We start from the raw sequence: 25,593 nt of genomic DNA, 5'->3' as shown, positions 1-25,593 counted from the left end.
CCACCCGGCAGTGGTATTACCTGCGGGCAATAATCCGCCTGACACGGGCCGGTTCCGCGTCTGACCCACTGGAAATTGCAAGGTCGAACGGAACAATTTTCACGTTTTCGGACGCGCGCGCGACCAGCGCGTGATTCGGCGGCACTTCCGTCCAGTCCGTTTCCTTGTCGAACGGCTCGGACACGACGACGACCTGGCCGCCGCTGGCCTCGCGATAATAGAGCGTGTTGGCGGCATCGTTGACCGCGACGCGAAACGCATAGAGATCCCGGCCGTTTGCGATCGCGCTGGTGAAACGCAGGCGCTCACGAAGCTCGCCCTCGTTGACCAGGCCGACGAGCGATTGCAGCACGGTTTGCGTTGCGCCAAGTGGATCGCTGTCGAGTCCCGCGCCCATCATGGCGAGGAACACGGCTTCCGAATCGGTCGTGCCCAGCCGCGAGGGGTAGTAGGCATCGGGGATCAGCGCCTCGACCTTGCGCCGCAGGCGATTCCAGCTGCCGACGAAGCCGTTGTGCATGAACATCCACTGGCCGCAGGCGAACGGATGACAATTCTGCCGCGTCACCGCCGTGCCGGTGGCGGCGCGCACATGGGCGAAGAACAGATGCGAGCGCAGATGGCGGCAGAGGTAGCGCAGGTTTTCGTCCGACCAGGCCGGACGTGTCTCGCGGTAAAGGCCGGGCTCCGGATGCTCGCCATACCAGCCGAGACCAAAGCCGTCGCCGTTCGAGCCCGCGGTGGATTGCAGCGAGCGGATGCTCTGCGCGATCAGCGAATGCTCGGGCTCGGTGACGTAAGGCTCGAACGAGGTGGTCTCGCCCCGGTATGCGATCCAGCGGCACATGCGGCCTTCCTGTCAGGATGTGGCGTAAGGTTCACCAACAAGATCGCCTGTGTTGGGTTCCCCGGCGATGTGTTCTGCAAAGTCCGGATCATTTCTGCAGCGTGTTTTAGACGTTCATTTACCCTGCATTGCGGGAACCCGCGCATTAATCCATCTCTTAACGCCGACACGGTTAGGTTGCGCGCGAATTTTGAGTGCGCATCATGAGCCGATTTGTTCTTTTCACCTGCATGGCGTTCGTCTCCACGTTCGTGGGCGTCTCCTGGGCGATGCGCGGATTTCCGGTGTCGCACGTTTCGCTGGTCGGTGAATTGAGGCCCACGCTCAGTTCCTCGTTCGGCGATGAGCATTCAAAGGCCAAGCAGCGGAAGGATTGGGAAGCTGAGCACACCCTGCAAAGCGACAAGGACCCGAAGCAAGACGCACTGCGGATGGACGCATTGCAGGCAAGCACCGCTTACGCGATGTCGCCGTGCGACGACACCATGAAGGCGAACCTGAGGGCGGCTACGGAGGCCTATGCGCGGGGCTGGGTGAAGATCTACGATTGCCCAAATCCGAGAATGGGCATGTTCTGCAGTGAAGAGAAGCGCGATCGGGCGAACGCCGCGTATTCCACGCCGCTGGACGTTCGCGTCAAGGCGCAGCTGGCCGAGGCGTTCAAACAAAAGGGCATCGTCAAGGAAGACTTCCCGGAGGATATCCGCGACGTCGTTCTCTGGTTCACCGGGCCCGGTATGTTGTTTGATCCGTCTCCGGTATGCCTGCCACGGCAGCAGGCATCGGCGAGCTTCAAATGAGCCGCGCCTGGTTCATCGTCTGGGCGCTTGTCATCTGGCAGGTCGCCGCCTGGGCATTCGCTCCGCAGAAGACAGCCCAGCAACCAGCAGCACCGGTCGATGGTCCGGGTTATGGCTCCAACGAAGAGATCTTCGTGGACGGTCGCGCAGGCTTGCGCCGCGAGACCGCTCTGGCGTTCGAGCGCCCTTATGGATCGCGTTGCGCGGGAGAGGGGCGGAAGCAATTCGCCGCCCATATCGACTACTACTATTATCGTCGTCAGAACGATATGGAACACTACCCCAAGATTTTCGGGAAAGCCGGAGCAGACTACATCGCCAAGCAATGGTCGACCGGAGACGACAAGCGCTTCGAACGCCTGACGCAGGAAGCCTACGCGCAAGGCTATCTTGCCCTATCGGATTTCGGTGACGTCGGGCGCAAACTGGCGGAAGCCGTTGTCAGGGGCGAGCGCGTCACCGCGCATTCCTGCGCAAGCTGATGGTCCACGGAGACTCTCGGTGAAGCCTCTCAGCACCGAGAATCCCGCTCTCTCAGACCGGAAGCGGGATCAGGGCGGCAGCTTCGCGATCATGCGCGTCCTCGCTTGCGGCGAGACCCTGCGCGACGCCGACCCGATCGGCCTCGGGCCGGTTCTGGCTCATCTTGCGCTTGCCCTCGAACCGCACGACGGGAATGCGTACACCGACGATCCCGCGCAATTGCGCGGCGATGAAATCGGCGGGGGCGTCACTGACGGCCCACGGCTTGGCGCGTGCGCCCTCGTGCCTGTTCGTCAGCCGCGTCACGGCGTCGAGCAGGCGCTCCGGCTCCTGGAAGAATTCGACCGGGCCGTAGGCATGCACCGCGACGTAATTCCAGGTCGGCACGACCTTGCCGGTCTCCTGCTTGGTCGCATACCAGGACGGCGTCACATAGGCGTCGGGGCCGTTGAAGATGGCGAGCGCATCGCCGATCGGCGGCAGCTTCCATTGCGGGTTGGCCTTCGCGACATGCCCATAGAGCACGCCGTGCTCGCCTTCGCTCTCGTCGAGGAAGAGCGGCAGGGGCGTGGCGACCGGGCCCTCGGCGGTGGCCGTCACCAGGCTGGCGAGGCGCGCACCGCGGATAGTCGCGCGGATGTTCTCGATGTCGTCGTCGTTGAAGGCGGGCGGGATGTACATGGCGTGTCTCCGTTCTTGATGCGGAGATAGCCGGAATCTGGCCTATACGAAACGGCCAGTTATGTATGATTTCATCAGTCCAGTTCGACGGCGGCCTGGGCGAGGAGCTTGCAGCCTCTCTCGATCTGCGCGATCTCCAGCGCCGAATAGCCCATGACGAGACCGACGGTCTTCCGCGTCCGGCTTGGCGTCCGGCTTGGGCCGACCAGCAACGCCGAGACCGGATAGATGCCGACGCCTTTCGCGCGAGCCGCCTGGATCAATGCATCTTCGCGCTTCTGCGGCAGATCGTCGAGCCACGCCACCACGTGCAGGCCGGCCGCCGTGCCCTCGATCCGGACACTATCTCCGAACCGGCGGCGCAACGCGCCGATCAGTGCCTGCTGACGCTCGGCGTTGCGCCGGCGCACGCGCCTGACGTGGCTGTCATAGGCGCCGCTTTCGAGCATCGAAGCGAGAGCGTGCTGTTCGATCAGCGGCGTGTGCCGGTCCATGATCTGCTTGGCGGCTGCGAACGGGGATCGCAGCCCGGCGGGCACGACCAAGTAGCCGATCCGCAAGGTCGGGGAGAGCGTCTTGGAGACGGTGCCGAGATAGATCACGTTGTCGTTGCCCTCCAGCGCGTGCAGCGGCGGGATCGGCCTGGTGTCGTAGCGATACTCGCTGTCGTAATCGTCCTCGATCACGTAGGCGTCGTGCTTGCGTGCCCAGGCCAGCAATTGGTGCCGGCGTCCGATCGGCATGACGCCGCCGAGCGGATATTGATGCGACGGCGTCACATAGGCGAGCCGGGCCTCGATGCCGTCGAGCCGCGCTGTCTCAAGTCCGTCCGCGTCAACGGGGATCGGCACCGTCTCGGCGCCCGTCGCCGCGAGCGTGTGCCGCGCCAAATCTGGTAGCCGGGATCCTCCATCACGAAGCGGTCGCCGGCGTCGAGCAGGAGGCGCGCGCAGATGTCGAGCCCCTGGTGCGAGCCGTTCACGACAACGATCTGATCGACCTCGCAGCGGACGCTTCGCGATCGCCACAGATAGCCCTGAAGCGCGGTCCGCAGCCGCAGCGCGCCGCAGGGGTCGTCATAGGCCAGCCGCTCGGGCTTGCGCACCATCGCCGCCGTCACGGCCTTCTTCCATGCCAGCACCGGGAAATCCGACGGCGAGAGCTCGCCATAGCGGAAGTTGGCGATGAGCCCGCGCGGCGGCTCGGTCCAGCGCGGCGGGTCCGACCGCAGCCGCTCGCCGAAGGCCGACAGAAGCGGCTTGCGCGCCGAGGGCCGCGATGCGGCGCGCGCGCGTCCGCGTTCGACGACGGCGCGGGCAACGCGCGGCCGCGCGCCATGGCGTGTCTCGATGAAACCTTCGGCGGCGAGCTGTTCATAGGCGACGGTCACGGTCGAGCGCGCCACGCCCATCTCGCCGGCAAGCGTCCGCGACGACGGCAGCAGGCCGTCGATGCCGTAGACCCGCGTCAGAATTTGATCCCTCAGGGCTTCGTAGATCTGGCGCGCACCCATGCGGCCGGCACGATCGCCGGGAGTCGTCTTCATCTGGACCATCCACATTCCTGGGTCGGCATTCGTCCGAACGGACGATGCCGGAATGTGGTTCTAATCCCGTTCGCCGAGAGTTTCGACGTAAGCCTTGCCGTAGGGGTAAAAATGCTCCTTGTGGCCCTGATCCCAGAAGGCCTTCAGCCCGGGCGCGGTGATGTCCCAGTCCGGACGGCAATTCATGCTGACGGCCCGGAGATCCTGGCGCAGCTCTTCGACGGTCGGGCGTCCGAAGAACCAGTAGCCGTTATAGATCTTGTGAACGCGCAGGCCGGGCTCCAGCACGACGACATGCGGGATCATCGGATTGTGGACGGGATCGGTGTATTCGGCGATGTCGAGGTCCTTCTGAACGATCCGCCGCGAATCCGACAGGAAAGGCCAGTGCGCCCCGACGCCGCTGCGATATTCGTTGGTCTGGGTGATGTTGTCGGTGGTGATCGTGACCAGCCGGCAGTAGCCGACCTCCATCTCGCGATGGAGTTGCAGCAGGCCTTCGGCCTGGCGGCGGTCCTTCGGACAGAAGCCGCCGCGGCCGAGAACGAGCACCATCGGATCGCCACCCTGCAGCTCGGAGAGCTTTCGGTGCTTGCCGGTGTGGTCGCTGAGCTCGTAATCGGGGAAGGTTACTCCCGGCATCATGTCAGGTCGCATTGGACTCTCCCATGTCTTCGAACTCTCGCATGTCTGGCGTGAGCGCCAACACTCACAGATCGATCACGACGTCGCCCTGGGGCCGTGAACAGCAGATCAGGACATTGCCGTCCGCCGGTGCGTCAAGTGGGTCCGGCGCGTAGCTGACGGATCCGGCCACGAGCCCGCTCTCGCAGTTGTGGCACACGCCGGTCCGGCACGACCAGCGCACGGGAACGTCGCAGGCTTCGGCCAGCTCAAGCAGGCTGGCATATGCTGGTCCCCAGCAGACATTGAGGCCGCTGCGGGCGAACGAGACCATCGGGCCCGGGCCGGTTGCGCCGGCCGGCAAGTGCGCCCGCTTCTGCGGGGAGGACGCTATGCCGGGTGTCAGGGATGGTCCCGCGCCGAACATCTCGGTGTGAACGCGATCCGCTGCGATGCCGAGTCCGGCAAGCCCGCGCGAGAGATCGGTCATGAACGGTGCCGGCCCGCACAGATAGAAATCGCCGTCTGAGGGGACGCCGAGGGTTTGAAGCACCCGGAGGTCCAGACGTCCGATCGAGTCGAAATCCACATCGAGACGATCGCCCGGATCGGGCGCGCTGTAGCAGACATGGCTGTGATGGTGGGCCAGCCCAGTCAACAGCCCACGCACCTCGGCGGCGAACGCATGTTCGCGACCGTTGCGGGCGCCGTGCAGCCACCAGACTTCGCGCGTCGATGCTTCCGCGGCGAGCGCGTGCAGCATCGCAAGCACCGGCGTTACGCCGATGCCGGCGCTCAGCAAGACGACGGGCCGCGCATCTTGCCGTAGCGTGAAACTTCCGCGCGGCGCGCCGATCTGCACGGCGTCGCCAATCTTGACCTCATCGGCGACATATTGGCTTGCCGCGCCGTGGGCTTCGCGCTTGATGCTGATGCGCCAGGACGCGGCATCGGAACGGCTCGACAGCGAATAGCTGCGCGTCATCGCCGGTGCAGTGGAGGTGCCGAGCCGCACGACGACGAATTGCCCGGGCAGGGCGGCGGCGACGGGATGTCCGTCCGTGGGTTCGAGGATCAGCGACGTCACGTTGCCGCTTTCGGCGATCTTGCGCGCCACGCGAAACGGCCGGAAGCCGCGCCAGGCCGGAGGCGGGCTCGACGCCGGGCCGAGCCCGGCGTTTCCCGCCGTCGTATCCTTGCGCTGCTGCTCGAGCAGCGCCTCGAAGGAATGACGCCAGCCGCCGCTCAGCGCCGGAATTTTCAGCGCGCGCTCCAGGCCGTCGCGCGGGTGGGGCGGCAGGTAGAGCAGCGCATTGATCTCGGACACGCTCATGCGTTCGGGGCCATCAGCGATCTGCGTGATCTCGTCGCCGGCCTCGACGTCGCCTTCCTCGATCACACGAAAATAGAAGCCGGGCCGGCCGTGCCTGACAAGCAGCGCGGCCATGTCCGGCTCCTCCATGCGAATCCCCAGCCGGTAGCAGGTGACGCGTGGCTGCGTCACCTCGAGCAGGGCAGAGCCGATCCTGTAACGGTCTCCGATGCAGACGTCCCTGTCGGCCAGGCCCTCGACGGTAAAATTCTCGCCGAATTGACCTTGGACGAGGTTCGATCGACCAAGGTGCTCCTGCCAATATTGATAGGACTCCCGCTGGTAGACGTAGACGGCGCGCTGCTCGCCGCCATGACCGGCGGTATCGCCCTGTCCATCGCCGTCGATGTTGAGCCGCCGCACCCTGCGCGGACCACTGACGGGCGTCTTCCAGACGCCGGTATAAACGGTCTTGCCTTGCCACGCGATGTCGCGCGGCAGGCCGACATTGAGGGAGAGCAGACGGGCCATGGGGTTCCCCGGTGTGACGGCCGCGGCTCTGGCGGATTCCAGGTCGCTGCAATGCCAATCTGCATCCATGTCGGAATTTTGGCCCGTTAGTCGTTGTTAGACGTTGCTAGCCGGTCTTGTCGCCGGCTGTCTGCGTCCCGATCTGGGGGCAGACACCGCAAGACGGGAGAGCGCGATGGATGATCAGGCGATACTGGCGGCCCTTCAGCGCCATTGGGCTGCGTCGGACGCGAATGATTTCGAGGCCGAGCACGACATCTACCGCGGGGACGCCGTGCTCGACTATCCGCAGTCCGGCGAGCGCATCCGCGGCCGCAGGACGATTCAGGAAAGCCGGTTCGTGCAGCCCAACAAGAAGCGCTTCACGGTCCGCCGGATCGTCGGCGGCGGCGATCTCTGGGTGAGCGAGTTCGTGCTGACCTACGACGGCGTGCCGTCCTATGTCGTCAGCATCATGGAATTCCGCGAAGGACTGGTGGCGCACGAGACACAGTATTTCGGCGAGAGGTTCGATCCCGCACCGTCGCGCGCGCATCTTGTCGAGGTCGTGAGGTAAGTTGCGCGTCAAACGGCGGTCTCGTGCCCCGGACGCAGCGCAGCGCCTCTTCGGCGGTGCACTGCTGAGCCGGGGCCCATATTGCGGCGGAATGCGTGGCCTTCTGGGTCCCGGCTCGGCGTAGCAACGCGAAGAGCGCAGCAGCGCGTCCGGGACACGTGCATCGCTGGTTAACCAAATCCACCGACATGGAACCCGATGCGGCGGCTGGTCGCATTCCGGTTGCCTTGATTCCGGCCCACCTATCTTTATCTCTGAAGCGAACAAGAATCCGGGCCCCTCTGGCGAGGACGCCGACAATGTCGGCAAAACCTCGCGATGTCGGATGACCTGTCCCGCGCGAATGCGATGGATCGGCCGATCGTCGGGCCTTCTCGAGTTCTCTCCGACTCAATCGTCCCCATCGCAGCCCCGCGCGGTCATTTCGCAACGTAAGGGAGCTACGATGTCCGACGCCGCCACTTCCAATCCGATCGAAATCGAGATCACGGAACCGTCCAGGCTGAACGAGCAGGCCGCGGTCGCGTTGGTGATCGCCGGCGCGCTCGTCGCCGTCGCCGACCGGCGCGTTTCGCCGGTCGAGCGCGACGAGGTGATCCGCTTCATCAGGGATCGCGGACTGGCGCCGCACATGAGTGACGACCGGCTGTTTGCGATATTCGACGAACTGGCGGAACGGCTCGAGGAGCCCGACTTTGCCAATGTGGTGATCGACACGTTGCGTCCGGTCTCGGACCTGCCGCTGTCGGCACATCTGATGGAACTATCGGAGCGCGTCGCGGCTGCGGACGAGGACGTGCATCCCCATGAAGTGCAGGCGATCAAGCTGTTACGCCTGCTGACGCTGGTGCTGCCGCGCGCAAAGCCGGTAGCGCCGGGCAGCGCAGGCGTTGAACGGCGCGTCGCCGCGCAGGAGTGAGCATGAGCACAGCATCGGACGAGCGGACGACAGGAAACCTGGTCACCACCGGCCAGATGGCCGGTGGCGACCCGCGTCTCGACAAGCTCGTCCGCCGCCTGCCGCCGCGCATGGGCGACACTGTCGCCTATCTGCTCAAACCGTCCAGCCGCTGGGTGAGGATCCCTTCGGGCGCGCTGCTCATCGTTGGCGGCGTGCTCTCCTTCCTGCCGGTGCTTGGAGTCTGGATGCTGCCGCTCGGCCTCGCACTGCTCGCCGAAGACGTCCCGGCGTTGCGCGCCTCGCGCTCCAGGGTCCTGGATTGGGTCGAGCGGAAGAAGCCGCAATGGCTCGATCCCTCCGCATCGAAAAATGATCAATAATGACTGAATTCATCACCGCCGACGCGCTGACCGCGCTGCTCCAGGTCATCCTGATCGACCTCGTGCTGGCCGGCGACAATGCCGTCGTCATCGGCCTTGCCGCCGCCGGCCTGCCGGCCGAGCAGCGCCGCCGCGCCATTATCGTCGGCATCGTCGCCGCCACAGCCTTGCGCATCGTCTTCGCCGGCGTCGCGACCCAGCTCCTGCAGGTGATCGGCCTGCTGCTCGCCGGCGGCGTGCTGCTGCTGTGGGTGTGCTGGAAGATGTGGCGCGAGCTGCGCGAGCAGTCCGCGCACACCGAGCTCTCGTTGAGCCATGGCGGCAGCGCGGGCAGCGCACCGGCGTCGCGCAAGACCTTCGGGCAGGCGGCGTTGCAGATTGTCGCCGCCGACGTCTCGATGTCGCTGGACAACGTGCTCGCGGTCGCAGGCGCCGCGCGCGAGCATCCCTACATCCTCGCGTTCGGACTGTTGCTGTCGGTCGCGATGATGGGCGTCGCCGCCGACCTGCTCGGCCGGGTGTTGCAGAAGCAGCGCTGGATCGCCTATGTCGGTCTCGCCATCATCGTTTACGTCGCCTTCGAGATGATCTATCGCGGTTCGCTCGAGCTCGCGCCCGTCATCGCGAGTCTCTGAGGCGACAATTCCTGCCTGCAATCCGGAGTGATCCATGACGCCTGAACCCAAAGCACCTTCGGCGCACGCCGGGCCGCGACCGAAAATCGGCCCATTCGCCCAACTCATCTTCGGCTCGCGCTGGCTGCAGGTGCCGCTCTATGTCGGCCTCATCGTCGCGCAGGGCGTCTATGTGCTGCTGTTCCTGAAAGAGCTCTGGCACCTGGTCGCGCACTCGTTCGACGCCAGCGAGCAGCAGATCATGCTGGTCGTGCTCGGATTGATCGACGTCGTCATGATCTCGAACCTGCTGGTCATGGTGATCGTCGGCGGCTACGAGACCTTCGTCTCGCGCCTGAACCTGAACGGTCATCCGGACGAGCCGGAATGGCTGAGCCACGTCAATGCCAGCGTGCTGAAGATCAAGCTCGCGATGGCGATCATCGGCATTTCCTCGATCTCGCTGCTCAGGACCTTCATCGAGGCCGGCAATCTCGGCACCACGCGCAGCAATTTCACCGAGTCCGGGGTGATGTGGCAGGTGCTGATCCACCTGACCTTCATCATTTCCGCAATCGGTATCGCCTGGGTCGACCGCATCAGCGAGAGCGGGCACCGCAAGGAGAACGGTCACGCCTGAGGGGCAATCCGCTCTCTCAGGCGCCGATCGCCAGATGCAACGGACGCCGTCCGCGTGCCAGCGTCTCGGACGGCGCTTCGCCGAAGACCAGTCTGTAGCTCCTGGAGAAGTCGCCCAGGTGCCAGAAGCCGTTGCCGAGCGCGGCGGCCTTGACGGTCAAGCCATCGCCCCCGGTCATGAGCTGGACGCGAACGGCCCACAACCGTTTGAGGCGCAGATAGTGGTGCAGGCTCACGCCGTGCACCGCGTGCGTCGCGACCTGGAGCGTGCGCACGGACACGCCGAGCGCGGCGGCGAGGTCGTCGCTGTAGAGCGGCTTGCTGCCGAACAGCGCAACGACGTCGTCGAGATGCGCGATCAGCTTGCGGTGCTTGTCGAATGAACCGGGGCGGGCGCTGCGTGCGCCTGCCGGCAGCAGGGTGGCGTCGAGGCCGGCGAGCAGCGTTTCCTGGATCGGGCGGTAGAGCGCCTCGAATTGCCGGGGATCGTTGGCATGCCGACGCCAGCGAGAACATCTCCACGATAGCCGCGCGCAGGCGCGTCATCGGCTCGTCCTGCGTGCGGACATAGGAGAGGCCGGTGTCGAAATCCGCCCAGCCGCGATGGCGCATGTCCGAGTTGAAGCGCAGCATCAGGTAAGTGTTGGGGTGATGCTCGATCGCCTTGACGGGGGCTTTGCCGCGCATGACGGCGATCATCGAACTATCGACCTCGCGGCCATTGGCGATGGAGTGAAAGGTGAGGGGAACAACGAGGCCGACGCCGTTGTCCGTGCCGATCTCGGCCTCAAACCGCCGTGCAAAGGAGCGCTGGAGCACGAAGAGCCCGTCGCGGAGCGGCAGGATGGCGCGAGACAGCGAGAATTCCCGCGGACGGAGCGGCGTGCTGGTGCCGAGACCGAGCACCTCGTTGGCGCGAAATTCGTCGAAGTCCGAGAAGCGCTCGACGCCGAGGACGCGCGATGGCTTTAGCCGACGTACCGGCATTTCGGGATCCCAGGGCATGTCGGGGTGAGCGGGTTGAATCCGCACAAGCGTATCAGAGGCCCGACCGTCGGCCATATTCCGGGAAACTACTGCCTGCGCGGCGGCGACAGGGGAAGTCGGCGCGATGTTGTGAGGACTCCACGGACAAGTACGCGAGCCCGGCAGGCTCAGATCGTTCACTTCAGAATTTCGCACACCGTAGGATGTGATCCGACGTCAAGCCGCGCGTTGCTTGTGGAGATGCTCCGCCACCACGCCTCCAGCGCGTCGCGCTCGCAGCCGAGCCTGACGCTCATGCCGCCGGCGAACTTGATCCAGTCGGCGAAATGGTCTCTGCCAACCGCGATCACCACGGGAATGTTGGCGCCGAGCGCGCGTCCAATCAGATGGGACAGGCCCTTGCCGTCGCGTTCGCGCTTGCCGAAGCGGTTGATGATGACGAGATCGGCGCCATGCGAGAGGGCGTCCGCGATCCGCATCCCCGCATTTTGCAGCCGCGCGAGATCGAGACGGCAGCCGCGCGCGGCCGGATCGAAATCCTGCGCGAGCGGAAGCGTCTCGCCGCTGTGAAGCAGCACGGCCGACAGGCTCGAATCCGCGCATTGGCCGGCCTGAACCATGCCGACGACGCGACAGCCACGCGCATTCAGATCCGCCGCAAAGCTGCGCAGGACCGCGTCGGGGTCCTGATGCGCCTCGTAGACGAGGGCGGCGAGGTCGCATTGCGCGTCGAACATGGTTGGCCTCTGCTTCGTCGCAAAGAGAACGGGGCCGCGGCGGTTTTGCCGCGGCCCCGGATGTCGGATTAGGCCGCCGGCGGGCCGTTGATGATCTGGAGCTGGGTGAATTCGGCGAGGCCTTCCTCGGCGAACTCTGTACCGATGCCCGACTGCTTGGCGCCGCCGAACGGGATGTGCGGGGCCATGTCGAGGTGCTTGTTGATCCAGACCGTGCCAGACTCGAGCTGCGTTGCGACCTCGTGCGCGCGCTTGATGTCGGACGACCAGACCGACGCGCCGAGGCCGTAGGTGGTGGCGTTGGCGCGGCGGATCGCGTCGTTCTTGTCGGAGTACTTGATCAGCGGCAGCACCGGGCCGAACTGCTCCTCGTCGACCAGTTTCGAGCCTTCCTGGATGTCGCGCACGATGGTCGGCTCGATGAAATAGCCGGGACGGTCCATCGCCGAACCGCCGGCGACCACCTTGCCGTTCTTGCGCGCGTCCTCGAGGAACGTCTTCACCTTCTCGTACTGCATCTTGTTCTGTAGCGGTCCGAGCTTGGTGCCCTGCTTGGCGCCGTCGTCGACCACCGTGCTCTTGGCGATCGCGACCAGTTCGTTGCAGAGCTCGTCATAGACGGACTCGTGGACGTAGAGCCGCTTGATGGCGAGGCAGACCTGGCCGGAGTTCTGGAACGCGCCCTCGAAGATGCCGGGAGCGACCTTCTTCGGGTCGACATCGTCGAGCACGATGCCGGCGTCGTTGCCGCCGAGCTCGAGCGTGATGCGCTTGAGCGTCTGCGCCGCGCTCGCCATCACCTTCTGCCCCGTGGCGGAGGAGCCGGTGAACGAGATCTTGCGGATATCAGGATGCTTGGTCATCTCGCCGCCGAGATCGTTGGCGTCGGTGATGAAGTTGAGAACGCCCTTCGGCAGGACGTCCTTGATCAGCTCGGCGAAGCGCAGGGTCGCGAGCGGCGTGGTCGGCGCCGGCTTCACCACCAGCGTGTTGCCCGCGAGCAGCGCCGACGGCAGCTTGAAGCTGAGGATGAGCAGCGGATAGTTCCAGGGAATGATGGCACCGACGACGCCGAGCGGGCGGCGATAGGCTTCCACCTTGCGGTCGCCGGAATCCTCGATCACCTTCATCGGCAATTCGAGCGAGCTGAGGTAGCGGAAGAACGCGGCCATGCCGAGGACTTCGCCGGTGGCGTCGCCGAGCGGCTTGCCTTGCTCGCTGGTGAGGATGTGGGCGAGCTCGCCCGAATTGGCCTCGATGACGTCGGCCATCCTGTTCACGAGCTTGCGGCGTTCCGCCATCGGGGTCGCGGCCCAGGCCGGGAAGGCGGCCTTCGCCGCGGCGACGGCGGCATCAAGCTGCGCCTTCGAGGCACGCGGGCACTGCGCCAGCACCTCTTCGGTCGCGGGATTGAGAACCGGCATGGTCTGGTCGCCGGGCACCATCTTGCCGTCGATGAGAAGATTGTAGTCACTCATTGGCTTTGCGCTCCCTTGCAGAAACGGGCCGTTCGGGGCCTTGTTATATCGAACTATATATCACGACTTCGCCGGGCCGACCATGGCGGCCGGTTCGATCAATTCCAGAAAAGCAGGGCTGGACGCGGGTGGACATATCGATATATCGTGATGAATATAGCGAACCGCGTTCCGGGACTGACGATGGAAATCAAGGTGAGGCAGCTCACGACCTGCGAGGTGGCGTCCGACGGCGGCGCGATCTCGCTGGGCTTCGAGGATCTGGCGGGCAACCCGGCCGCGGTCAGCGTCTCGCTCAACCAGGTCGGCGCCCTCATCATGACGCTGCCCGGGCTGCTCGAGGCGGCGCTGAAGGCCCGCTACGGCGACCAGAGCCTGCGCTACGCCTATCCGCTGGCGTCCTGGGCGATCGAGCAGGCGACCGATACGACCCAGCGCATCATTACGCTTCAAACCGAGGACGGCTTCAAGGTGCGCTTCTCGATCCCGAAAGCCGAGCAGAGCCTGCTCGGCGAAGCGCTGACCCAGCCGATGCCGGAAATGTCGGTGCGGCCGAACTAGCGGCTTGGGCCAAAGGCGCAAACAAAACACCGCCTAAGAATGAAATTGCCGCTTGGGCCGGTCGAGCGCCGGAAATGTTGCACGCGTCGCCTGAACTAGAGAATCGCTTTGCCTGTTCGCCAGCCTAAAGTTGCGGGCGGGTAGAGGTGGCAAGCGATGAGCGATGTTCGAACGGGTTTCCTGGACGCTATCGGCAACACGCCATTGATCAGGCTGCGAATGCCGTCGGAGGCCACGGGTTGCGAGATCTATGGCAAGGCCGAATTTCTCAATCCCGGCGGCTCGATCAAGGATCGCGCGGCGCTGGCCATGATCGACGATGCCGAACGATGCGGCAAGCTTGGGCCGGGAGGCGTCATCGTCGAAGGAACGGCCGGCAATGTCGGAATCGGCATAGCGCTCGTGGCGAATGCACGCGGCTATCGAAGCGTGATGGTGATGCCTGACACGCAAAGTCAGGAGAAGAAGGACATGTTGCGGCTGTGCGGTGCCGACCTGCGCCTGGTGCCGGCCGTACCCTATTCCAATCCGGGTCATTACGCGCGCTATTCCGGTCAGCTCGCCGAGGAGCTCGGTGCTTTCTGGGCCAATCAGTTCGATAACGTCGCCAATCGGGAGGGCCACTATCGCACGACCGGTCCTGAGATTTGGCAGCAGACGGCTGGAAGAATCGACGGCTTCACATGTGCCGTCGGGAGCGGCGGTACCTTGGGTGGGATCGCGCGGGCCCTCAAGGAGCGAAATCCCGGCATCAAGATCGCGCTCAGCGATCCCATGGGGGCCGCGCTCTATAATTGGTTCACCAAAGGCGAGCTCACGACGGAAGGAGACTCCATCACCGAAGGGATCGGGCAAGTCCGTGTCACCAGGAACCTGGAAGGCACGCCCATCGATGCGGCATATCAGATTACGGACGAGGAAGCGCTGCTCGTTCTGTTCGACCTGATCGAGCATGAAGGACTGGTGCTGGGGGGCTCAAGCGCGATCAATATCGTTGGAGCCATGCGACTTGCGCGCGACCTCGGTCCAGGCAAAACCATCGTGACCATCCTCGCGGATGGCGGACAGCGCTATCAATCCAAGCTGTTCAACCCGGAATTCCTGCGCAAGAAAAATCTGCCCCTGCCACGCTGGATGCGATAGCGAGCCGCCAGGATGCGCGCCCGTCCGTTCACGATTTCCGCGAACGGCCGATGTCGCTCTTGAGCGCTTCCAGCTCCTTGTGCACGGCGCGGGCGGCGTCGCGTTCGATCTTGCGGTAGCGCGCGACAAGCTTTTCGCCGAAGGGAGTGAGCATCGCGCCGCCGCCGTTCTTGCCGCCGGCCTGCGGCTCGACCGCGGGATGTCCGCAAATGCGGTTGATCTCGTCCACGAGATCCCAGGCACGCTTGTAGGACATGTCCATGGCGCGGCCGGCCGCCGAGATCGAGCCTTGCTCGCGGATCTGCTCCAAAAGCTCGATCTTGCCGGGCCCGATCCGATCCTCGCCATCGAGGTCGATGCGCAGACTGAGCTGGGGAAGCGATTTGGCGCTCGCGCGCGGCATGACGGGGTCTCTTGGGGCACTTGCATGCGAGATTGCCACTCTTGCCCGCCGCGGACAAGGTGAGGGCGCCTGATTTCCCAGAAGATGGACCTTTTGTCGAGGTCCCCAGAGCACGGGCTTCAGCCCCGTGCCCTTGATCGCTGCATCTTATTCCGCGGGGCTTCCGACCACCGCGCCCTGACTGACGTCCTCGCGGGCGAGGATCATCAAAAGGCCGACGATGATGAGCTCGACCACCGCGAAAGCAATGAAGGCGCCGGTGAACGAGCCGGCCGAGGCGTTGATGATGGCGCCCATCATCCAGGGCGCCACGAAGGCCGAGAAGATGCCAAATACCTCGGCGTATCCAATCGCGGCCGGTGCGAGCGCGTCGGAGTATTTTTCGCTGAGCAGGGCGAAGATAGCGCCGCCGCCGAGAAGCGCGATACCGCTGAGTGCTGCAAACAGCACCAGCATCGAGAACGACATCGGTGTGACCACGCTCCACAGGAACATCAGCGCGGTCAGGAAAGCGAGACATGCGGTGAGTTTGATCATGAAGGGCTTGCCGAGCCGATCGGACATGTAGCCGCCAATCACCAGGAATAGCACCTGCGACAACCCCATGACGGTGCCGATGACAGCGCCGGCTTCCGGCGGCATGTGCTGTACTGTGATGAAGGCCGGCACCACCCAGGTTGCGGTGCCGGCGATCGCGAAGGTGCAGGCCACGATGCCGAAGCCGCCGACCGCGATCCATTTCGAGCGGAAGATCTCGCCGAGCGGCAGGTGCTCCTGCGGTGTTTCGTTGCCCCAGGTGAAACCGTCGATACCGAGCTCGCGCGGATCGTTGCGGACGACGAGTGCGTCGACGGCTGCAACGAGCAGCGTGCCGATTGCCAGCACGGCGAAGAAGGTCCGCCAACCGGTCGCAATCGTCAGGGGAATGCCGAGCGCGAAATCCATGGTGATGGCGAGGCTGTAGGCGGCGAGGATGATGCCTACCACCGAGCCACGCCGACTTTGCGGAAACCAGCCAAAGATCAGCTTCATGTTGCCGATGAAGATGCCGGCGTCGAAGAAGCCGATCACGAGCCGGAGCATCACGAGCTGTGTGTAGCTTTGTACGAACACCTGGAGCACCATGCCTATACCAGTGCCCGCAAGCCCGATCAGCAGCATGTTGCGCGCCGTCATCGACCGGCTGACCGGAGACCACACGACCATGCCGATACCGTAGGTCAGCGCAAAGATGCCTTGCGCAAGCCCGGCCTCGGCGGGATTGAGCTTGAGGCTCTCGGAGACGAAGGGCAGTACGGCCGCGAAGGCATACCAGTCGGCGGCGAGAAAGATCTCGCAGAGGATGGCGAGCGCCAGCATGCCTTTTTGCCACCGGGCTATCCGACGGCGGTCGTTCTCGGAGATGGACGTCCAAGTTGTTGTCAGCATGGTCATCATCGGTTCTCGCGGTTTGCGTGTCGACGGAATCGGCGTGGCCTCAGGCGGGCGGCGGCAGGAAGTTGACCTCGTGTTCGGCGGCACGTCGCACGACCTCCTGCGGATCGGCGAGATTGTGGATGCGCTCGAACAGCTCTTTCAGCGACCGCGTCGGTGCGACCCAGAACAGGCTGGTGGCGGTTTCACCCGACTTGTTGAAAATGCCGTGGGGGATGCCCTTGGGCATGCGGACGAGGTCGCCGGCCTTGGCGACAAAGTCCTTGCCGTCGAGCCAGAGGTCGTAGCGGCCGCTCAGCACATAGACGAATTCATCCTGGGTCGGATGCACGTGCGGCGGCACGAAGGTGCCATCTGGAAACACGGCATGCCAGGCCATCGACGCCTCGGAATGCTGCTTCAGCGTGTAGGTCTGGCCCAGAATGTTCCAGATGACGTTGCCAAAGCCTTCTTTGGCAGGGGTCACGCCCGGAGGCATCTCGATCATGGTGGTGTCCTCTGTTGTGTGCGGGATCAATCGGCGAGAAAATCGGTGACGAAGTGTGCGGAAGATGGCGTTTCCTCGAACACGAGATGACCGGTCGCCGGCACCAGCGTCACGCGTGCGTTGGGGAGCCCTGCTTTCCAGGCATCTGCCTGGGCGGTCGGGCGCAAACGATCTGCGGCCCCCCATAGCACCAGCGTCGGCATCGTGATTCGATGCAGCCAGTGCGCGAGCTTGGGATTGCCCTGCGGTTCGCTGCGGATCAGCTTGGCAAAGCCCGTGACCTCGCGTCCAAGCCGGGCGTCGAAGGCCGGATCGGGCGCCTTGGGAAAGTAACGGAGCGCCGCGGCCGGATCGTGCGCGAGATAGGCTGGCAGTTCTTGCGGTGCGATCTCGAACAATCCGGGCGCAGGCGCGCTTCCGACCACAAGACCGGCGGGCGCAACCAGCACCAGCTTGCGGACCCGATGCGGCTGACGGATCGCGAACTCCGCGGCAAGCCATCCGCCGAGCGAGAACCCGGCGAGGTCGAACTGCTCAAGGCCAAGCTTGTCGAACAGATCCATGTAGTGAAGGACGTGATCCTCGACGGTGTCGATCGTCTCGGAGTCGCCGGAATCGCCAAAGCCCGCATGATAGGGGATGATGACCGTGTGCCGCTTCGCCCAATCGCGCGCCATCTCGAAGCCGGTGAAGGTGCCGGTGCCGTGCAGGAACACCAGCACGGGGCCGCTTCCGATGCTGTGAACGACGGTCCGCACGCCGTTGATCGTATGTTCCGCGCGGGAGAAGCCGGTGAGATCGGGTGAGGGTTTGACGGTATCAAGCATGGTCGTCTCCGGTTGAAGGCGGCAGAGCCGGGCGTTGGTGAGTCATGCGGCGGCTTCCTGGCGACCGCTGAGAAGTGAGGCGAATTGTTCGACGGCGTTGGCGAGCCGCGCGGCCGTCATTGGTGCGAGCGGCTCGCCCGGTACGATCTCGCCGCTGCTGGAGTAGATCGCCGTCGAAACGGTGCAGGCTTCGAAGAAGCCGAACAGCGGGCGGAGCTGGTGCTCGACCACCAGCGAGTGGCGCAGGCCGCCGCCGACCGCGGTCAACAGCACCGGGCGGTTGCGCAGCACGCTGGGTTCGATCAAGTCGAATACGTGCTTGAACAATCCGGGATAAGAGCCCTGGAACACCGGGCATCCGATCACGAGACCGTCGGCTTGTTCGATGGCCTCGACGACGGCGCGCGCGTTGTCATCGAGTGCAGTCCGGGTGAAGCCGGCGATGCCGCAACCGGCGTCGACAAGGTCGAGGACGGTGGTCTTCAGTCCATGCTGCGCCTGAAGATCGGCGGCGACGGCTTCCACCAGCATGCGCGACTTCGCCGGGCGCCAACTATTGCCGCAGAAGCCAACGATGCGGGATGTCCTCACCTCGACGCCCTCGTGTCTGGTCGCTTGCTCAGCCCGTCACCCCGAAGACCGTCCATTGCGCACCAGGGCCGGGGAGGCCGAGCAGCGCACGGCCGCACTCTTCGACGATCTGGTCGGCCATCAGGATGTGCTGCGTGCCCGAATGGATGTCGCGATAGAACCGCTGCATCGGCGTGTTGTGCAGCGAGGCGCCGCGCGCGGCGCGATGCGCGAAGGTGGCGACATCCGACAGAACGTCGTGGACGTGGCGCAATGACAGCTTGATCATCGTCATCTGCTCCAGCGACGGACTTTCACCGCCGGCACAAGTCTCCGAGACGTCCTTCCAGGTTTCGTGGACCAACGCACGTGCTGCGCGGAAACGAGCTTCAGCCTGCGCAAACTGGAACTTGAAGCTCGCGCTGTCGCGCGACTTGCCGAATGGATCCTGGCGCTGGACGATCACCTTGACGAGTTCGTCGAGCATGCGGCGGCCGACACCGACGGCCCAGGCGGAATGCGCCCAGGCGCTGTAGCCCGCCAGTCCCAGTGCACCCTGCACACCACCTCGGCGCGGCGCGCCAATGTCAAAATCGTAGGTCATGTGCGTGGGCACGAACAACTCGTCGCCCTCGCTCAAAGTGTAGTCGAAACTTCCCGTCGCGCGCAGGCCGAGCACGTCCCAATTGCCCATCAACTTGATGGTCGCGCGCGGATGGTGGGTGACGACGATCTTGGGCTGGCCGTTCGGGCCGAACACCATGTCCTTGCCGGATGCGTCGGTGACGAAGCAGCCTGAATGGACCCACTCGGCGTGCTGAATGCCGCTGCCATAGGCCCAGTTACCGCGGATCATGTAACCGCCATCGACCGGTCGGGCGAAGCCGCGCGGCACGCCGTTGCCGGCAATCGTAATGTCGGGCCCGCCCGCGAAGACTTTCTTGATGCCTTCGTCCTCGATGTAGATGGCGAGCGTCGTGCCTTCCATGTTGTTGCCGATGGCGCACCAGCCGGCGGAGGCGTGTGCGTAAGCGAGCCGCTCGATCACGGTCATGGCGTCGTAAGGCAGAAGCTCGGCGCCGCCGACCTCCTTCGGGAACAGCATGGTGTAGATGCCGGCCTTGCGCAGCGCCGCTACCACGTCGTCAGTCAGATAGCCCTGTGTCTCAGCCTCCGCGGCCCTGGATTCGACCAGCGGTAGCAGCGCGTCGAGGCGCGCATGGAACTCGGCCACCGTCGGGGTCGCGGAAGGCTTTACGGCGAGTTGCACGGAAGGGCTCATGGTCGGTGTCTCCACGTCGGGCTGTTGGTTCTTCGCGCAACGCTGCTGCACGCGAAGATCTGGGTCGGGCGGAACAGACGCCGGTCGCGGGCAAGACTCCGCCCACACGCGCCAAAGACTGTTGGTGCGCGCGACGAACGGCTCGCGTTGGTGTCGAGATGTCCCCGTCGGAACCGCGCGAACGTCGTTACGCGATCCCGATGGCTGGGATGCTAGCCCGCCTTATTCGCGAGAGGGCGCCTGAGAGGCTGGCGAGCGTGGTGTAAAGCGCTGATGCGGCGTAGGATTCGGTTGCGAAGCCAACCCCATCACCTCAACCGCGAACGCCACGCCCGCCATGACCGATGATACGATTCTGCCCTTCTCGTTTCCAGCCGTTCACGCCAAGAAAGTCACAGCTGCCTTCGATGGTGGACGCCTAACCTCGAATGGGGGCGTGATGCTTCTGGCGATGGCCGAGCGGCGTCTCGGTTTGGCCGACAATTTGGCCCGGGTGTTCCCGGATCGGCGCGATCCGACGCGGGTCGTGCACAGCCTTGTCGATATGTTCCGCGCGCGCATGTTCGCGATCTGCTGCGGCTACGAGGACGCCGACGACCTCGATCATCTGCGGTCCGATCCCGCATTCAAGCTGGCCTGCGGACGGCTGCCGGACAGCGGTCGCGATCTGTGTTCCCAACCGACGCTGTCGCGTCTGGAGAATGCTCCGCGCCTGCGCGACGTGATCCGACTGACCTACACTTTGGTCGACGCATGGATGGATAGCTACCCGCGCGAGCCGGCATCCGTCACGCTCGACATCGATGATACCTGCGATGTCGTCCACGGCCATCAGCAGCTCTCGCTGTTCAACGCTCATTATGACGAACGCTGCTTCCTGCCGATCCACGTCTACGACACGGAGAAGAGCCGGCCCGTGGCGGTCGTGCTGCGGCCCGGCAAGACGCCGGGCGGCGTCGAGGTGCGTGCCCATCTGCGCCGCCTGATACGGCATATCCGGACGCGGTGGCACAAGACGCGAATTACGTTCCGTGGCGACGGGCACTATGCTCGGCCGGAGGCCATGACGTGGTGCGAGAACAACGGCATCGACTACATCTTCGGTCTGTCCGGTACCAAGCCTCTCGCCAGAAAAGTCGACGAGGTCGCCGACGACATTCGCACGCGACGCGCCATCGAGAACCTGCCTGTTCTGCGCGGCTATACCGAGACGCGCCACAAGGCAAAGTCCTGGGATCACGAACGGCGCACTGTCGCCCGTATTGAGGCGACGATGCTCGGCCTCGACATCCGCTTCGTCGTCACCAGCCTCGATGTCGGCTCGGCCGAGTGGATCTACGACAGCCTGTATTGCGCGCGCGGCCAAGCCGAAAATCTGATCAAGCTGCATAAGACGCAGCTCGCCTCCGATCGCACCAGTTGCCGTTCGGCGCTCGCCAACCAGGTCCGTCTCGTTCTCCACACCGCCGCTTATTGGTTGATGCTTACCGTGCGCGGCGCCATTCCCAAAGTCCGGGAATTGGCCGCCGCCGAGTTCGCGACGCTGCGTCTTCGTCTCTTGAAAATCGCAGCCCGGGTCGTCGAAACCGCGAGCCGCATTCGCCTTGCGTTCGCCGCGGCATGCCCCGAAGCCGACCTCTTCCGCAGCTTGCCCGGCGCGCTGCTCCCGCTCGGCCCGTAACCGACCGGGCCTGCGCCCGCTCACCCGCCCCACTCCTCCAACGCGTACAAAACAGCTTGATGTAGAACCCGGTGACAAAAGGCCGGACGGTCACCCACGCCAGCCGCCAGCCCCAGTCAGACGTCAAGAACGACCGTGCTCTCGTGAATAGATCGGGCTAGAGATGAGGCGGCCAAAGCAGCAATCCCCCATCATGGGGGGTGTTGGCCATGCTGCTCTGCCGCAAAGCTGGGCCGGGAGAGCAGTGTTTTGCCGCTTCTTTTCGCTTGACCAAAGGTCAGGCGAGGCAGAAATTTTAAGCCTATAACAATCGGCAATGACGCGCGTGTGTCCGAGGGCACCGCGCGTTCGCGCGAGGAGTGGCGGTGAGAGCCGAGCAGGAGCATTTGGATGGTCTGCCCGAGCGCCAGCTCGCAGATCGGCTGATGTCCATCGCCGAGAGCCGCTCGGTGCGCGCGCTTGGCATTGCCTGCTGCTCGGCGATCACGGAATTGACGGGATCGCCGACCGTCGGCCTCTATTTGCTCGACGGGCTCGAACCGGAACTGGTCTACAGCCGGCACGTCGCAGAAGGCCTGCTCGACAATTACAGGGCCGGCTTCTGGAAGCGCGACCCCGTGCTCGACTGCATCATGACCCAAGGCCGCGCGGTCGACGGCGAAACGGTGATCGGTCCGCAGCAATGGCGGCACAGTCCGTCCTTCGAGATGCTGCACGAGTGGGGCTTTGCATACAACATGGGCGGCCCGTTGTGGTGCGGGCAGAAGATCGTCGGCGTGCTGTTTACGGCGACGACCGATACGGACGCGCCCTACACGATGCGGTCGCGGCAGCGCATGGAGATGCTGTGTCGGGCCGGCTCGCTCGCTTTGACCAACATGACGAACGCGGGCGCGATCGACGCCCATCCTGCCGCAATCCGGGTCCCCGAGCCGGCAACGACGCCGGTGGCGACGCTCTCGGCATCGCTTCCGCCACGGTCCGCGGACGTCGCGATCCGGGTCTGCCGCGGCCAGACCAACAAGGAAATCGCCCGCGAGATGGGGATTTCCGATCAGACCGTGAAGGAGCACGTCGCGAACCTGTGCCGACGCTTCGGCGTGCACAACCGCACCGAGCTTGCGGCTTGCCTGCTGAGTCCGAGCGCTCGGCAATAAGGTGCCGCGCCGGGGCAGATGTGGTTGACGATCAGCTTGAGCGAACCGACGAAGGTCGGACGCTGCCGATAGTGCCCGTACCGCGCGTCCCAGCGGCCGGACGTGAGATCGTCGCCGAGCCGAGCATCATCGCACGGCGTGCAGCTCCAGAAACGCTTTCACGCCGGTTACGTTGCCGGTATCCGACGGCACGTAGCCGGGCAGGGTGGCGACGGCGGCGCGGAAATCGGCGCTACGCATGATCTCCAGGATGCGCTGCATCGGCCCGGTATCGAGGAAGGCGCGCTTGCAGACGAAGAAATAATCCTCGGTGAGGATGCGGATGAAATCGAGGCCGAAGTGGCGGGCGGCCGCCTCGACACCAAAACTCGCATCCGCCATGCCGCTCGCGACATAGGCCGCGACGGCCGCGTGTGTGAACTCGATCTGCTGCGCGCCGTTGATCTTGCTCTCGTCGATGCCGTTCGCGGCAAGCAGCTGGTCGAACAACAGCCGCGTGCCGGAATCATGGTCGCGGTTGACGAAGCGGACTTTTGGTCCGGTGAGGTCTTGAAGCGAAGCGATGCGCAGCGGATTGCTGCGCGCGACCATCAGCCCCATCTCGCGCGTGACGAAACTGATGATGCGATCCTCGCGCGGGTCGAGCCATTCGCGCGCAGCCTTGATGCCCTGGGCCCGCAACGCGCCGTGCGGCAGATGCAGGCCCGAGAGATCGCAGGCGCCCTGCGCCAGCGCGACCAGCGAATGCTGGTTGCTGACATAGCGCAGGTCGACGCCGATGCCGGGCTCGCGGTCGAGGAATTCGCGCAGCTTTGCCACGGCAAAGCCGTGGCTGGCATGAACGCGGATCACCGAAGGGCGCTGTTCGAGGAACGGCTTGATCTCGCTCGCCAGCTCCTGTGCCAGGTTTTCGAGCTGCGGCCCGAGCCGGGCCTGCATGCGCTCGCCGGCCCACACCAACCGCTCGCCGAATGGCGTGAGTTTCGAGCCTCTGCCGCGCTGGGTTTCGACCAGAGGGGTTCCGAAGAACTCCGACCATTGCTCGATCAGATTCCAGACGTGCCGGTAGGACAGGTGCGCATCGCTGGCCGCACTCGTGATCTTCCCGGTCTTCCGGATTTCGTTGAGCACGCCGAGCATCACCACCACGGTGCGCGGATTGCCTTCCCGGCGAAACCGCCAGACAGCCTCGATCTCGATCTGAAGCATGGGTCTTCCTTATGAACTTCGCTTCATATATGGGACGTCCATTTGCAAACCATATCATATTTACTCCGGCCGATAGGCGCCTAGTCTGGTATACCAGAACAGGAGAAATATGATGTCCGTTGCATATGACTTTGCGCACTCTCCGGCCACCGAATTCATGGCCCGGCCGCAGCATCTGCTCATCGACGGCCGCCGCGTCCCCGCCAGCTCCGGCCGTACCTTCAAATCCCTCAATCCCGCCACCGGGCAGGTCATCGCCGTCGTCGCCGAAGGCGGCGAGGCCGATGTCGAGCATGCGGTCGCCGCCGCGCGGCGCGCGTTCGAAGGCCCGTGGCGTACGATGCGCGCCTCGGAGCGCGGCCAGATCCTGCTGCGCTGGGCGGATCTGCTTAAGGCACACGCGGAAGAAATCATCGAACTCGAGTCGATCGATGCCGGCAAGCCGATCTCAGCGACGACGCGCCAGGATTTTCCGGCCGCCGTCGACACGCTGATCTACTACGCCGGCTGGGCCGACAAGATCAGCGGCGACGTCGTGCCGGTACGTGACGATGCGTTGACTTATACCGTGCGTGAGCCGGTCGGCGTGGTCGCGGCGATCGTGCCGTGGAATTTCCCGCTGATGATCGGCATGTGGAAGCTCGCGCCGGCGCTGGCCTGCGGCTGCACCATCGTGATGAAGCCGGCCGAGCTGACCTCGCTGTCGGCGCTGCGCATCGCCGAGCTCGCGCTCGAGGCGGGCCTGCCGGCGGGCGTCTTCAACGTTGTCACCGGTCCGGGCCGGGTCGTCGGCGACGCGCTGGTCAATCATCCTGACGTTGACAAGGTCACCTTCACCGGTTCGCCCGGCGTCGGCCGCGGAATCATGAAGGGCGCGGCCAGCAACTTCAAGCGCGTCTCGCTCGAGCTCGGCGGCAAGTCGGCCAACGTCATCTTTGACGATGCCGATCTCGAAGCGGCGTCCAAGGCTGCGGCCTCAGGCATCTTCTTCAATGCCGGCCAGGTGTGCTCGGCCGGCTCCCGCGTGCTGGTGCAGGAGAAGGCTTATGACGAGGTCGTCGAGCGTCTCGCGGCGCGCGCAAAGTCGCTCAGGATCGGCGATCCGCTCGATCGCAAGACGGTGCTCGGCCCCGTCATCTCCGAGAAGCAGATGAAGTCGATCCTCGACTATGTCGACATCGGCCAAAAGGAGGGGGCGACCCTCGTCACCGGCGGCGAGAAAGTCGGAGATCGCGGCTATTTCATCAGCCCCGCGGTGTTCGCAGGCGTCGCGCACGAGATGCGGATCTCGCAGGAGGAGATCTTTGGCCCCGTTGTCAGCGTCATCAAGTTCAAGGACGAGGCCTACGCGCTCAGGATCGCCAACGGCACGGCCTACAGCCTCGCGGCCGGCGTCTGGAGCCGCGACATCGGCAAGCTCCAGCGCTTCGCCAAGCGGGCGCGTGCGGGCACGGTCTGGATGAACACCTATGGCTACACCGACGTGCGCCTGCCATGGGGCGGCGAGCGCGACTCCGGCCTCGGCCGTGAGCACGGCACCGCCGCGCTCGACAATTTCACCGAGCCCAAGGCTGTCTGGATGAATCTGGCCGTCTGATAACCTCCCGATCGGCCAATCCTGGGCCCGCCTGATCATCCGGTCAGGCGGGCTCCCTTTTCGACATCGATAAAATTGTCTGCATTCCGCTCAGCGGCGGCAAACCCTGCGGACAAGAAGGCTGCT

The 25,593-nt window shown here is 64.6% G+C and carries 28 protein-coding genes and 1 pseudogene; 14 read left to right on the top strand and 15 right to left on the bottom strand.

Translation table 11 applies throughout. The features are described from left to right. Positions 1 to 16: 16 nt before the first annotated feature. Positions 17 to 847: a class II glutamine amidotransferase gene (locus HAP41_RS29885; RefSeq protein ID WP_166094159.1), complete on the bottom strand. Its 831-nt coding sequence runs from the start codon at positions 845 to 847 to the stop codon at positions 17 to 19. Between the two features lie 203 nt (positions 848 to 1,050). Here HAP41_RS29885 and HAP41_RS29880 point away from each other — a divergent pair, with 203 nt between their 5' ends. Both HAP41_RS29880 and HAP41_RS29875 read left to right on the top strand, forming a co-directional pair. Continuing rightward, the gene (locus HAP41_RS29880) at positions 1,051 to 1,647 is read left to right on the top strand and encodes a hypothetical protein (RefSeq protein WP_224581006.1); all 597 of its coding nucleotides are present in this window, start codon (positions 1,051 to 1,053) and stop codon (positions 1,645 to 1,647) included. Beyond that, positions 1,644 to 2,129, top strand: coding sequence for a hypothetical protein (locus HAP41_RS29875; RefSeq protein WP_166094163.1), 486 nt, complete (start codon positions 1,644 to 1,646; stop codon positions 2,127 to 2,129). Before HAP41_RS29880 ends, HAP41_RS29875 begins: the two co-directional genes overlap by 4 nt. 52 nt (positions 2,130 to 2,181) lie before the next feature. Here the strand turns inward: HAP41_RS29875 and HAP41_RS29870 are convergent, their stop codons facing one another. The 4 genes and pseudogenes from HAP41_RS29870 to HAP41_RS29855 all read right to left on the bottom strand — a co-directional run bounded on the left by HAP41_RS29870 (position 2,182) and on the right by HAP41_RS29855 (position 6,824). Further along, positions 2,182 to 2,811, bottom strand: a complete 630-nt coding sequence (locus HAP41_RS29870; RefSeq protein WP_166094167.1) for an FMN-binding negative transcriptional regulator — start codon at positions 2,809 to 2,811, stop codon at positions 2,182 to 2,184. A gap of 74 nt (positions 2,812 to 2,885) precedes the next feature. Continuing rightward, positions 2,886 to 4,366 (bottom strand): annotated as a pseudogene (gene pdxR, locus HAP41_RS29865) (MocR-like pyridoxine biosynthesis transcription factor PdxR). A 51-nt stretch (positions 4,367 to 4,417) separates the two neighbouring features. Next, the gene (locus tag HAP41_RS29860) at positions 4,418 to 5,014 is read right to left on the bottom strand and encodes a redoxin domain-containing protein (protein WP_175618062.1); all 597 of its coding nucleotides are present in this window, start codon (positions 5,012 to 5,014) and stop codon (positions 4,418 to 4,420) included. A 52-nt stretch (positions 5,015 to 5,066) separates the two neighbouring features. Beyond that, on the bottom strand, positions 5,067 to 6,824 hold the full coding sequence (locus HAP41_RS29855) for an MOSC and FAD-binding oxidoreductase domain-containing protein (protein WP_166094181.1): 1,758 nt from the start codon (positions 6,822 to 6,824) through the stop codon (positions 5,067 to 5,069). A 175-nt stretch (positions 6,825 to 6,999) separates the two neighbouring features. Between HAP41_RS29855 and HAP41_RS29850 the strand changes: the two genes are divergently transcribed. From HAP41_RS29850 to HAP41_RS29830, 5 genes are all read left to right on the top strand, one after another. Next, positions 7,000 to 7,380, top strand: a complete 381-nt coding sequence (locus tag HAP41_RS29850) for a nuclear transport factor 2 family protein (protein WP_166094188.1) — start codon at positions 7,000 to 7,002, stop codon at positions 7,378 to 7,380. 445 nt (positions 7,381 to 7,825) lie between these two features. Next, a complete protein-coding gene (locus HAP41_RS29845) occupies positions 7,826 to 8,299 on the top strand; it encodes a TerB family tellurite resistance protein (RefSeq protein WP_166094191.1) in 474 nt (157 codons plus the stop codon). 2 nt (positions 8,300 to 8,301) lie between these two features. Further along, on the top strand, positions 8,302 to 8,661 hold the full coding sequence (locus HAP41_RS29840; protein ID WP_166094195.1) for a hypothetical protein: 360 nt from the start codon (positions 8,302 to 8,304) through the stop codon (positions 8,659 to 8,661). Beyond that, entirely contained in the window at positions 8,661 to 9,296 is a 636-nt protein-coding gene (locus tag HAP41_RS29835) for a TerC family protein (protein ID WP_063984006.1), read from the top strand. Before HAP41_RS29840 ends, HAP41_RS29835 begins: the two co-directional genes overlap by 1 nt. Before the next feature lie 34 nt (positions 9,297 to 9,330). Next, positions 9,331 to 9,915, top strand: coding sequence for a TIGR00645 family protein (locus HAP41_RS29830; protein ID WP_071915153.1), 585 nt, complete (start codon positions 9,331 to 9,333; stop codon positions 9,913 to 9,915). Positions 9,916 to 9,931: 16 nt separating this feature from the next. Here the strand turns inward: HAP41_RS29830 and HAP41_RS29825 are convergent, their stop codons facing one another. Continuing rightward, positions 9,932 to 10,159 carry a helix-turn-helix domain-containing protein gene (locus tag HAP41_RS29825; protein WP_248577124.1) on the bottom strand — a complete coding sequence of 76 codons (228 nt, stop codon included), beginning with the start codon at positions 10,157 to 10,159 and terminating at the stop codon, positions 9,932 to 9,934. Between HAP41_RS29825 and HAP41_RS29820 the strand changes: the two genes are divergently transcribed. Together HAP41_RS29820 and HAP41_RS29815 are read left to right on the top strand one after the other, a co-directional pair. Beyond that, positions 10,154 to 10,297 carry a hypothetical protein gene (locus HAP41_RS29820; RefSeq protein ID WP_224581070.1) on the top strand — a complete coding sequence of 48 codons (144 nt, stop codon included), beginning with the start codon at positions 10,154 to 10,156 and terminating at the stop codon, positions 10,295 to 10,297. The genes HAP41_RS29825 and HAP41_RS29820 overlap by 6 nt on opposite strands. Positions 10,298 to 10,562: 265 nt before the next feature. Continuing rightward, entirely contained in the window at positions 10,563 to 10,886 is a 324-nt protein-coding gene (locus HAP41_RS29815) for a hypothetical protein (RefSeq protein ID WP_224580703.1), read from the top strand. A gap of 191 nt (positions 10,887 to 11,077) precedes the next feature. On the opposite strand, the gene HAP41_RS29810 is transcribed toward HAP41_RS29815, so the two are convergent. Together HAP41_RS29810 and HAP41_RS29805 are read right to left on the bottom strand one after the other, a co-directional pair. Then, entirely contained in the window at positions 11,078 to 11,638 is a 561-nt protein-coding gene (locus HAP41_RS29810) for a DUF2478 domain-containing protein (protein ID WP_166094200.1), read from the bottom strand. A gap of 68 nt (positions 11,639 to 11,706) precedes the next feature. Beyond that, positions 11,707 to 13,116 carry an aldehyde dehydrogenase family protein gene (locus tag HAP41_RS29805; RefSeq protein ID WP_071915151.1) on the bottom strand — a complete coding sequence of 470 codons (1,410 nt, stop codon included), beginning with the start codon at positions 13,114 to 13,116 and terminating at the stop codon, positions 11,707 to 11,709. A gap of 183 nt (positions 13,117 to 13,299) precedes the next feature. Between HAP41_RS29805 and HAP41_RS29800 the strand changes: the two genes are divergently transcribed. Together HAP41_RS29800 and HAP41_RS29795 are read left to right on the top strand one after the other, a co-directional pair. Then, complete coding sequence (locus HAP41_RS29800; protein WP_028159380.1) at positions 13,300 to 13,677, top strand: hypothetical protein; 378 nt, start codon at positions 13,300 to 13,302, stop codon at positions 13,675 to 13,677. A gap of 156 nt (positions 13,678 to 13,833) precedes the next feature. After that, entirely contained in the window at positions 13,834 to 14,820 is a 987-nt protein-coding gene (locus tag HAP41_RS29795) for a cysteine synthase A (RefSeq protein ID WP_166094206.1), read from the top strand. A gap of 28 nt (positions 14,821 to 14,848) precedes the next feature. Here the strand turns inward: HAP41_RS29795 and HAP41_RS29790 are convergent, their stop codons facing one another. The 6 genes from HAP41_RS29790 to HAP41_RS29765 all read right to left on the bottom strand — a co-directional run bounded on the left by HAP41_RS29790 (position 14,849) and on the right by HAP41_RS29765 (position 19,823). Then, the gene (locus HAP41_RS29790; RefSeq protein ID WP_085404847.1) at positions 14,849 to 15,223 is read right to left on the bottom strand and encodes a winged helix-turn-helix domain-containing protein; all 375 of its coding nucleotides are present in this window, start codon (positions 15,221 to 15,223) and stop codon (positions 14,849 to 14,851) included. A 147-nt stretch (positions 15,224 to 15,370) separates the two neighbouring features. After that, complete coding sequence (locus HAP41_RS29785) at positions 15,371 to 16,582, bottom strand: MFS transporter (RefSeq protein WP_166094212.1); 1,212 nt, start codon at positions 16,580 to 16,582, stop codon at positions 15,371 to 15,373. A 118-nt stretch (positions 16,583 to 16,700) separates the two neighbouring features. After that, positions 16,701 to 17,144 (bottom strand): cupin domain-containing protein, encoded by a 444-nt coding sequence (locus HAP41_RS29780; RefSeq protein WP_166094226.1) that lies wholly within the window; start codon positions 17,142 to 17,144, stop codon positions 16,701 to 16,703. A 26-nt stretch (positions 17,145 to 17,170) separates the two neighbouring features. Continuing rightward, entirely contained in the window at positions 17,171 to 17,971 is an 801-nt protein-coding gene (locus HAP41_RS29775; protein WP_166094233.1) for an alpha/beta fold hydrolase, read from the bottom strand. A 42-nt stretch (positions 17,972 to 18,013) separates the two neighbouring features. Beyond that, positions 18,014 to 18,562 (bottom strand): NAD(P)H-dependent oxidoreductase, encoded by a 549-nt coding sequence (locus tag HAP41_RS29770; RefSeq protein WP_084795173.1) that lies wholly within the window; start codon positions 18,560 to 18,562, stop codon positions 18,014 to 18,016. Positions 18,563 to 18,590: 28 nt separating this feature from the next. Beyond that, positions 18,591 to 19,823 (bottom strand): acyl-CoA dehydrogenase family protein, encoded by a 1,233-nt coding sequence (locus tag HAP41_RS29765; protein WP_063986456.1) that lies wholly within the window; start codon positions 19,821 to 19,823, stop codon positions 18,591 to 18,593. A gap of 337 nt (positions 19,824 to 20,160) precedes the next feature. Here HAP41_RS29765 and HAP41_RS29760 point away from each other — a divergent pair, with 337 nt between their 5' ends. After that, a complete protein-coding gene (locus HAP41_RS29760) occupies positions 20,161 to 21,504 on the top strand; it encodes an IS1380 family transposase (protein ID WP_166065068.1) in 1,344 nt (447 codons plus the stop codon). A 365-nt stretch (positions 21,505 to 21,869) separates the two neighbouring features. Then, positions 21,870 to 22,661 (top strand): response regulator transcription factor, encoded by a 792-nt coding sequence (locus HAP41_RS29755; RefSeq protein WP_135214413.1) that lies wholly within the window; start codon positions 21,870 to 21,872, stop codon positions 22,659 to 22,661. A 126-nt stretch (positions 22,662 to 22,787) separates the two neighbouring features. Here HAP41_RS29755 and HAP41_RS29750 read toward each other — a convergent pair whose 3' ends face one another. Beyond that, positions 22,788 to 23,870: a substrate-binding domain-containing protein gene (locus HAP41_RS29750; protein ID WP_166094249.1), complete on the bottom strand. Its 1,083-nt coding sequence runs from the start codon at positions 23,868 to 23,870 to the stop codon at positions 22,788 to 22,790. A gap of 112 nt (positions 23,871 to 23,982) precedes the next feature. Here HAP41_RS29750 and HAP41_RS29745 point away from each other — a divergent pair, with 112 nt between their 5' ends. Then, positions 23,983 to 25,467: an aldehyde dehydrogenase family protein gene (locus HAP41_RS29745; RefSeq protein WP_166094254.1), complete on the top strand. Its 1,485-nt coding sequence runs from the start codon at positions 23,983 to 23,985 to the stop codon at positions 25,465 to 25,467. The last annotated feature ends 126 nt before the right edge of the window (positions 25,468 to 25,593 follow it).

Source organism: Bradyrhizobium barranii subsp. apii (genome assembly GCF_011516635.5).
GTDB classification, from domain to species: Bacteria; Pseudomonadota; Alphaproteobacteria; order Rhizobiales; family Xanthobacteraceae; genus Bradyrhizobium; species Bradyrhizobium barranii.
Note: the sequence above shows the minus strand (reverse complement) of the source record. Positions and strands in the feature narration are given on the sequence as shown.

Excerpts from the sequence above, each read along its gene's own strand:
- HAP41_RS29885 (WP_166094159.1), bottom strand. The coding sequence starts at position 847 with ATGTGCCGCTGGATCGCATACCGGGGCGAGACCACCTCGTTCGAGCCT.
- HAP41_RS29880 (WP_224581006.1), top strand. The coding sequence starts at position 1,051 with ATGAGCCGATTTGTTCTTTTCACCTGCATGGCGTTCGTCTCCACGTTC.
- HAP41_RS29875 (WP_166094163.1), top strand. The coding sequence starts at position 1,644 with ATGAGCCGCGCCTGGTTCATCGTCTGGGCGCTTGTCATCTGGCAGGTC.
- HAP41_RS29870 (WP_166094167.1), bottom strand. The coding sequence starts at position 2,811 with ATGTACATCCCGCCCGCCTTCAACGACGACGACATCGAGAACATCCGC.
- HAP41_RS29860 (WP_175618062.1), bottom strand. The coding sequence starts at position 5,014 with ATGCGACCTGACATGATGCCGGGAGTAACCTTCCCCGATTACGAGCTC.
- HAP41_RS29855 (WP_166094181.1), bottom strand. The coding sequence starts at position 6,824 with ATGGCCCGTCTGCTCTCCCTCAATGTCGGCCTGCCGCGCGACATCGCG.
- HAP41_RS29850 (WP_166094188.1), top strand. The coding sequence starts at position 7,000 with ATGGATGATCAGGCGATACTGGCGGCCCTTCAGCGCCATTGGGCTGCG.
- HAP41_RS29845 (WP_166094191.1), top strand. The coding sequence starts at position 7,826 with ATGTCCGACGCCGCCACTTCCAATCCGATCGAAATCGAGATCACGGAA.
- HAP41_RS29840 (WP_166094195.1), top strand. The coding sequence starts at position 8,302 with ATGAGCACAGCATCGGACGAGCGGACGACAGGAAACCTGGTCACCACC.
- HAP41_RS29835 (WP_063984006.1), top strand. The coding sequence starts at position 8,661 with ATGACTGAATTCATCACCGCCGACGCGCTGACCGCGCTGCTCCAGGTC.
- HAP41_RS29830 (WP_071915153.1), top strand. The coding sequence starts at position 9,331 with ATGACGCCTGAACCCAAAGCACCTTCGGCGCACGCCGGGCCGCGACCG.
- HAP41_RS29810 (WP_166094200.1), bottom strand. The coding sequence starts at position 11,638 with ATGTTCGACGCGCAATGCGACCTCGCCGCCCTCGTCTACGAGGCGCAT.
- HAP41_RS29805 (WP_071915151.1), bottom strand. The coding sequence starts at position 13,116 with ATGAGTGACTACAATCTTCTCATCGACGGCAAGATGGTGCCCGGCGAC.
- HAP41_RS29800 (WP_028159380.1), top strand. The coding sequence starts at position 13,300 with ATGGAAATCAAGGTGAGGCAGCTCACGACCTGCGAGGTGGCGTCCGAC.
- HAP41_RS29795 (WP_166094206.1), top strand. The coding sequence starts at position 13,834 with ATGAGCGATGTTCGAACGGGTTTCCTGGACGCTATCGGCAACACGCCA.
- HAP41_RS29790 (WP_085404847.1), bottom strand. The coding sequence starts at position 15,223 with ATGCCGCGCGCGAGCGCCAAATCGCTTCCCCAGCTCAGTCTGCGCATC.
- HAP41_RS29785 (WP_166094212.1), bottom strand. The coding sequence starts at position 16,582 with ATGCTGGCGCTCGCCATCCTCTGCGAGATCTTTCTCGCCGCCGACTGG.
- HAP41_RS29780 (WP_166094226.1), bottom strand. The coding sequence starts at position 17,144 with ATGATCGAGATGCCTCCGGGCGTGACCCCTGCCAAAGAAGGCTTTGGC.
- HAP41_RS29775 (WP_166094233.1), bottom strand. The coding sequence starts at position 17,971 with ATGCTTGATACCGTCAAACCCTCACCCGATCTCACCGGCTTCTCCCGC.
- HAP41_RS29765 (WP_063986456.1), bottom strand. The coding sequence starts at position 19,823 with ATGAGCCCTTCCGTGCAACTCGCCGTAAAGCCTTCCGCGACCCCGACG.
- HAP41_RS29760 (WP_166065068.1), top strand. The coding sequence starts at position 20,161 with ATGACCGATGATACGATTCTGCCCTTCTCGTTTCCAGCCGTTCACGCC.
- HAP41_RS29750 (WP_166094249.1), bottom strand. The coding sequence starts at position 23,870 with ATGCTTCAGATCGAGATCGAGGCTGTCTGGCGGTTTCGCCGGGAAGGC.
- HAP41_RS29745 (WP_166094254.1), top strand. The coding sequence starts at position 23,983 with ATGTCCGTTGCATATGACTTTGCGCACTCTCCGGCCACCGAATTCATG.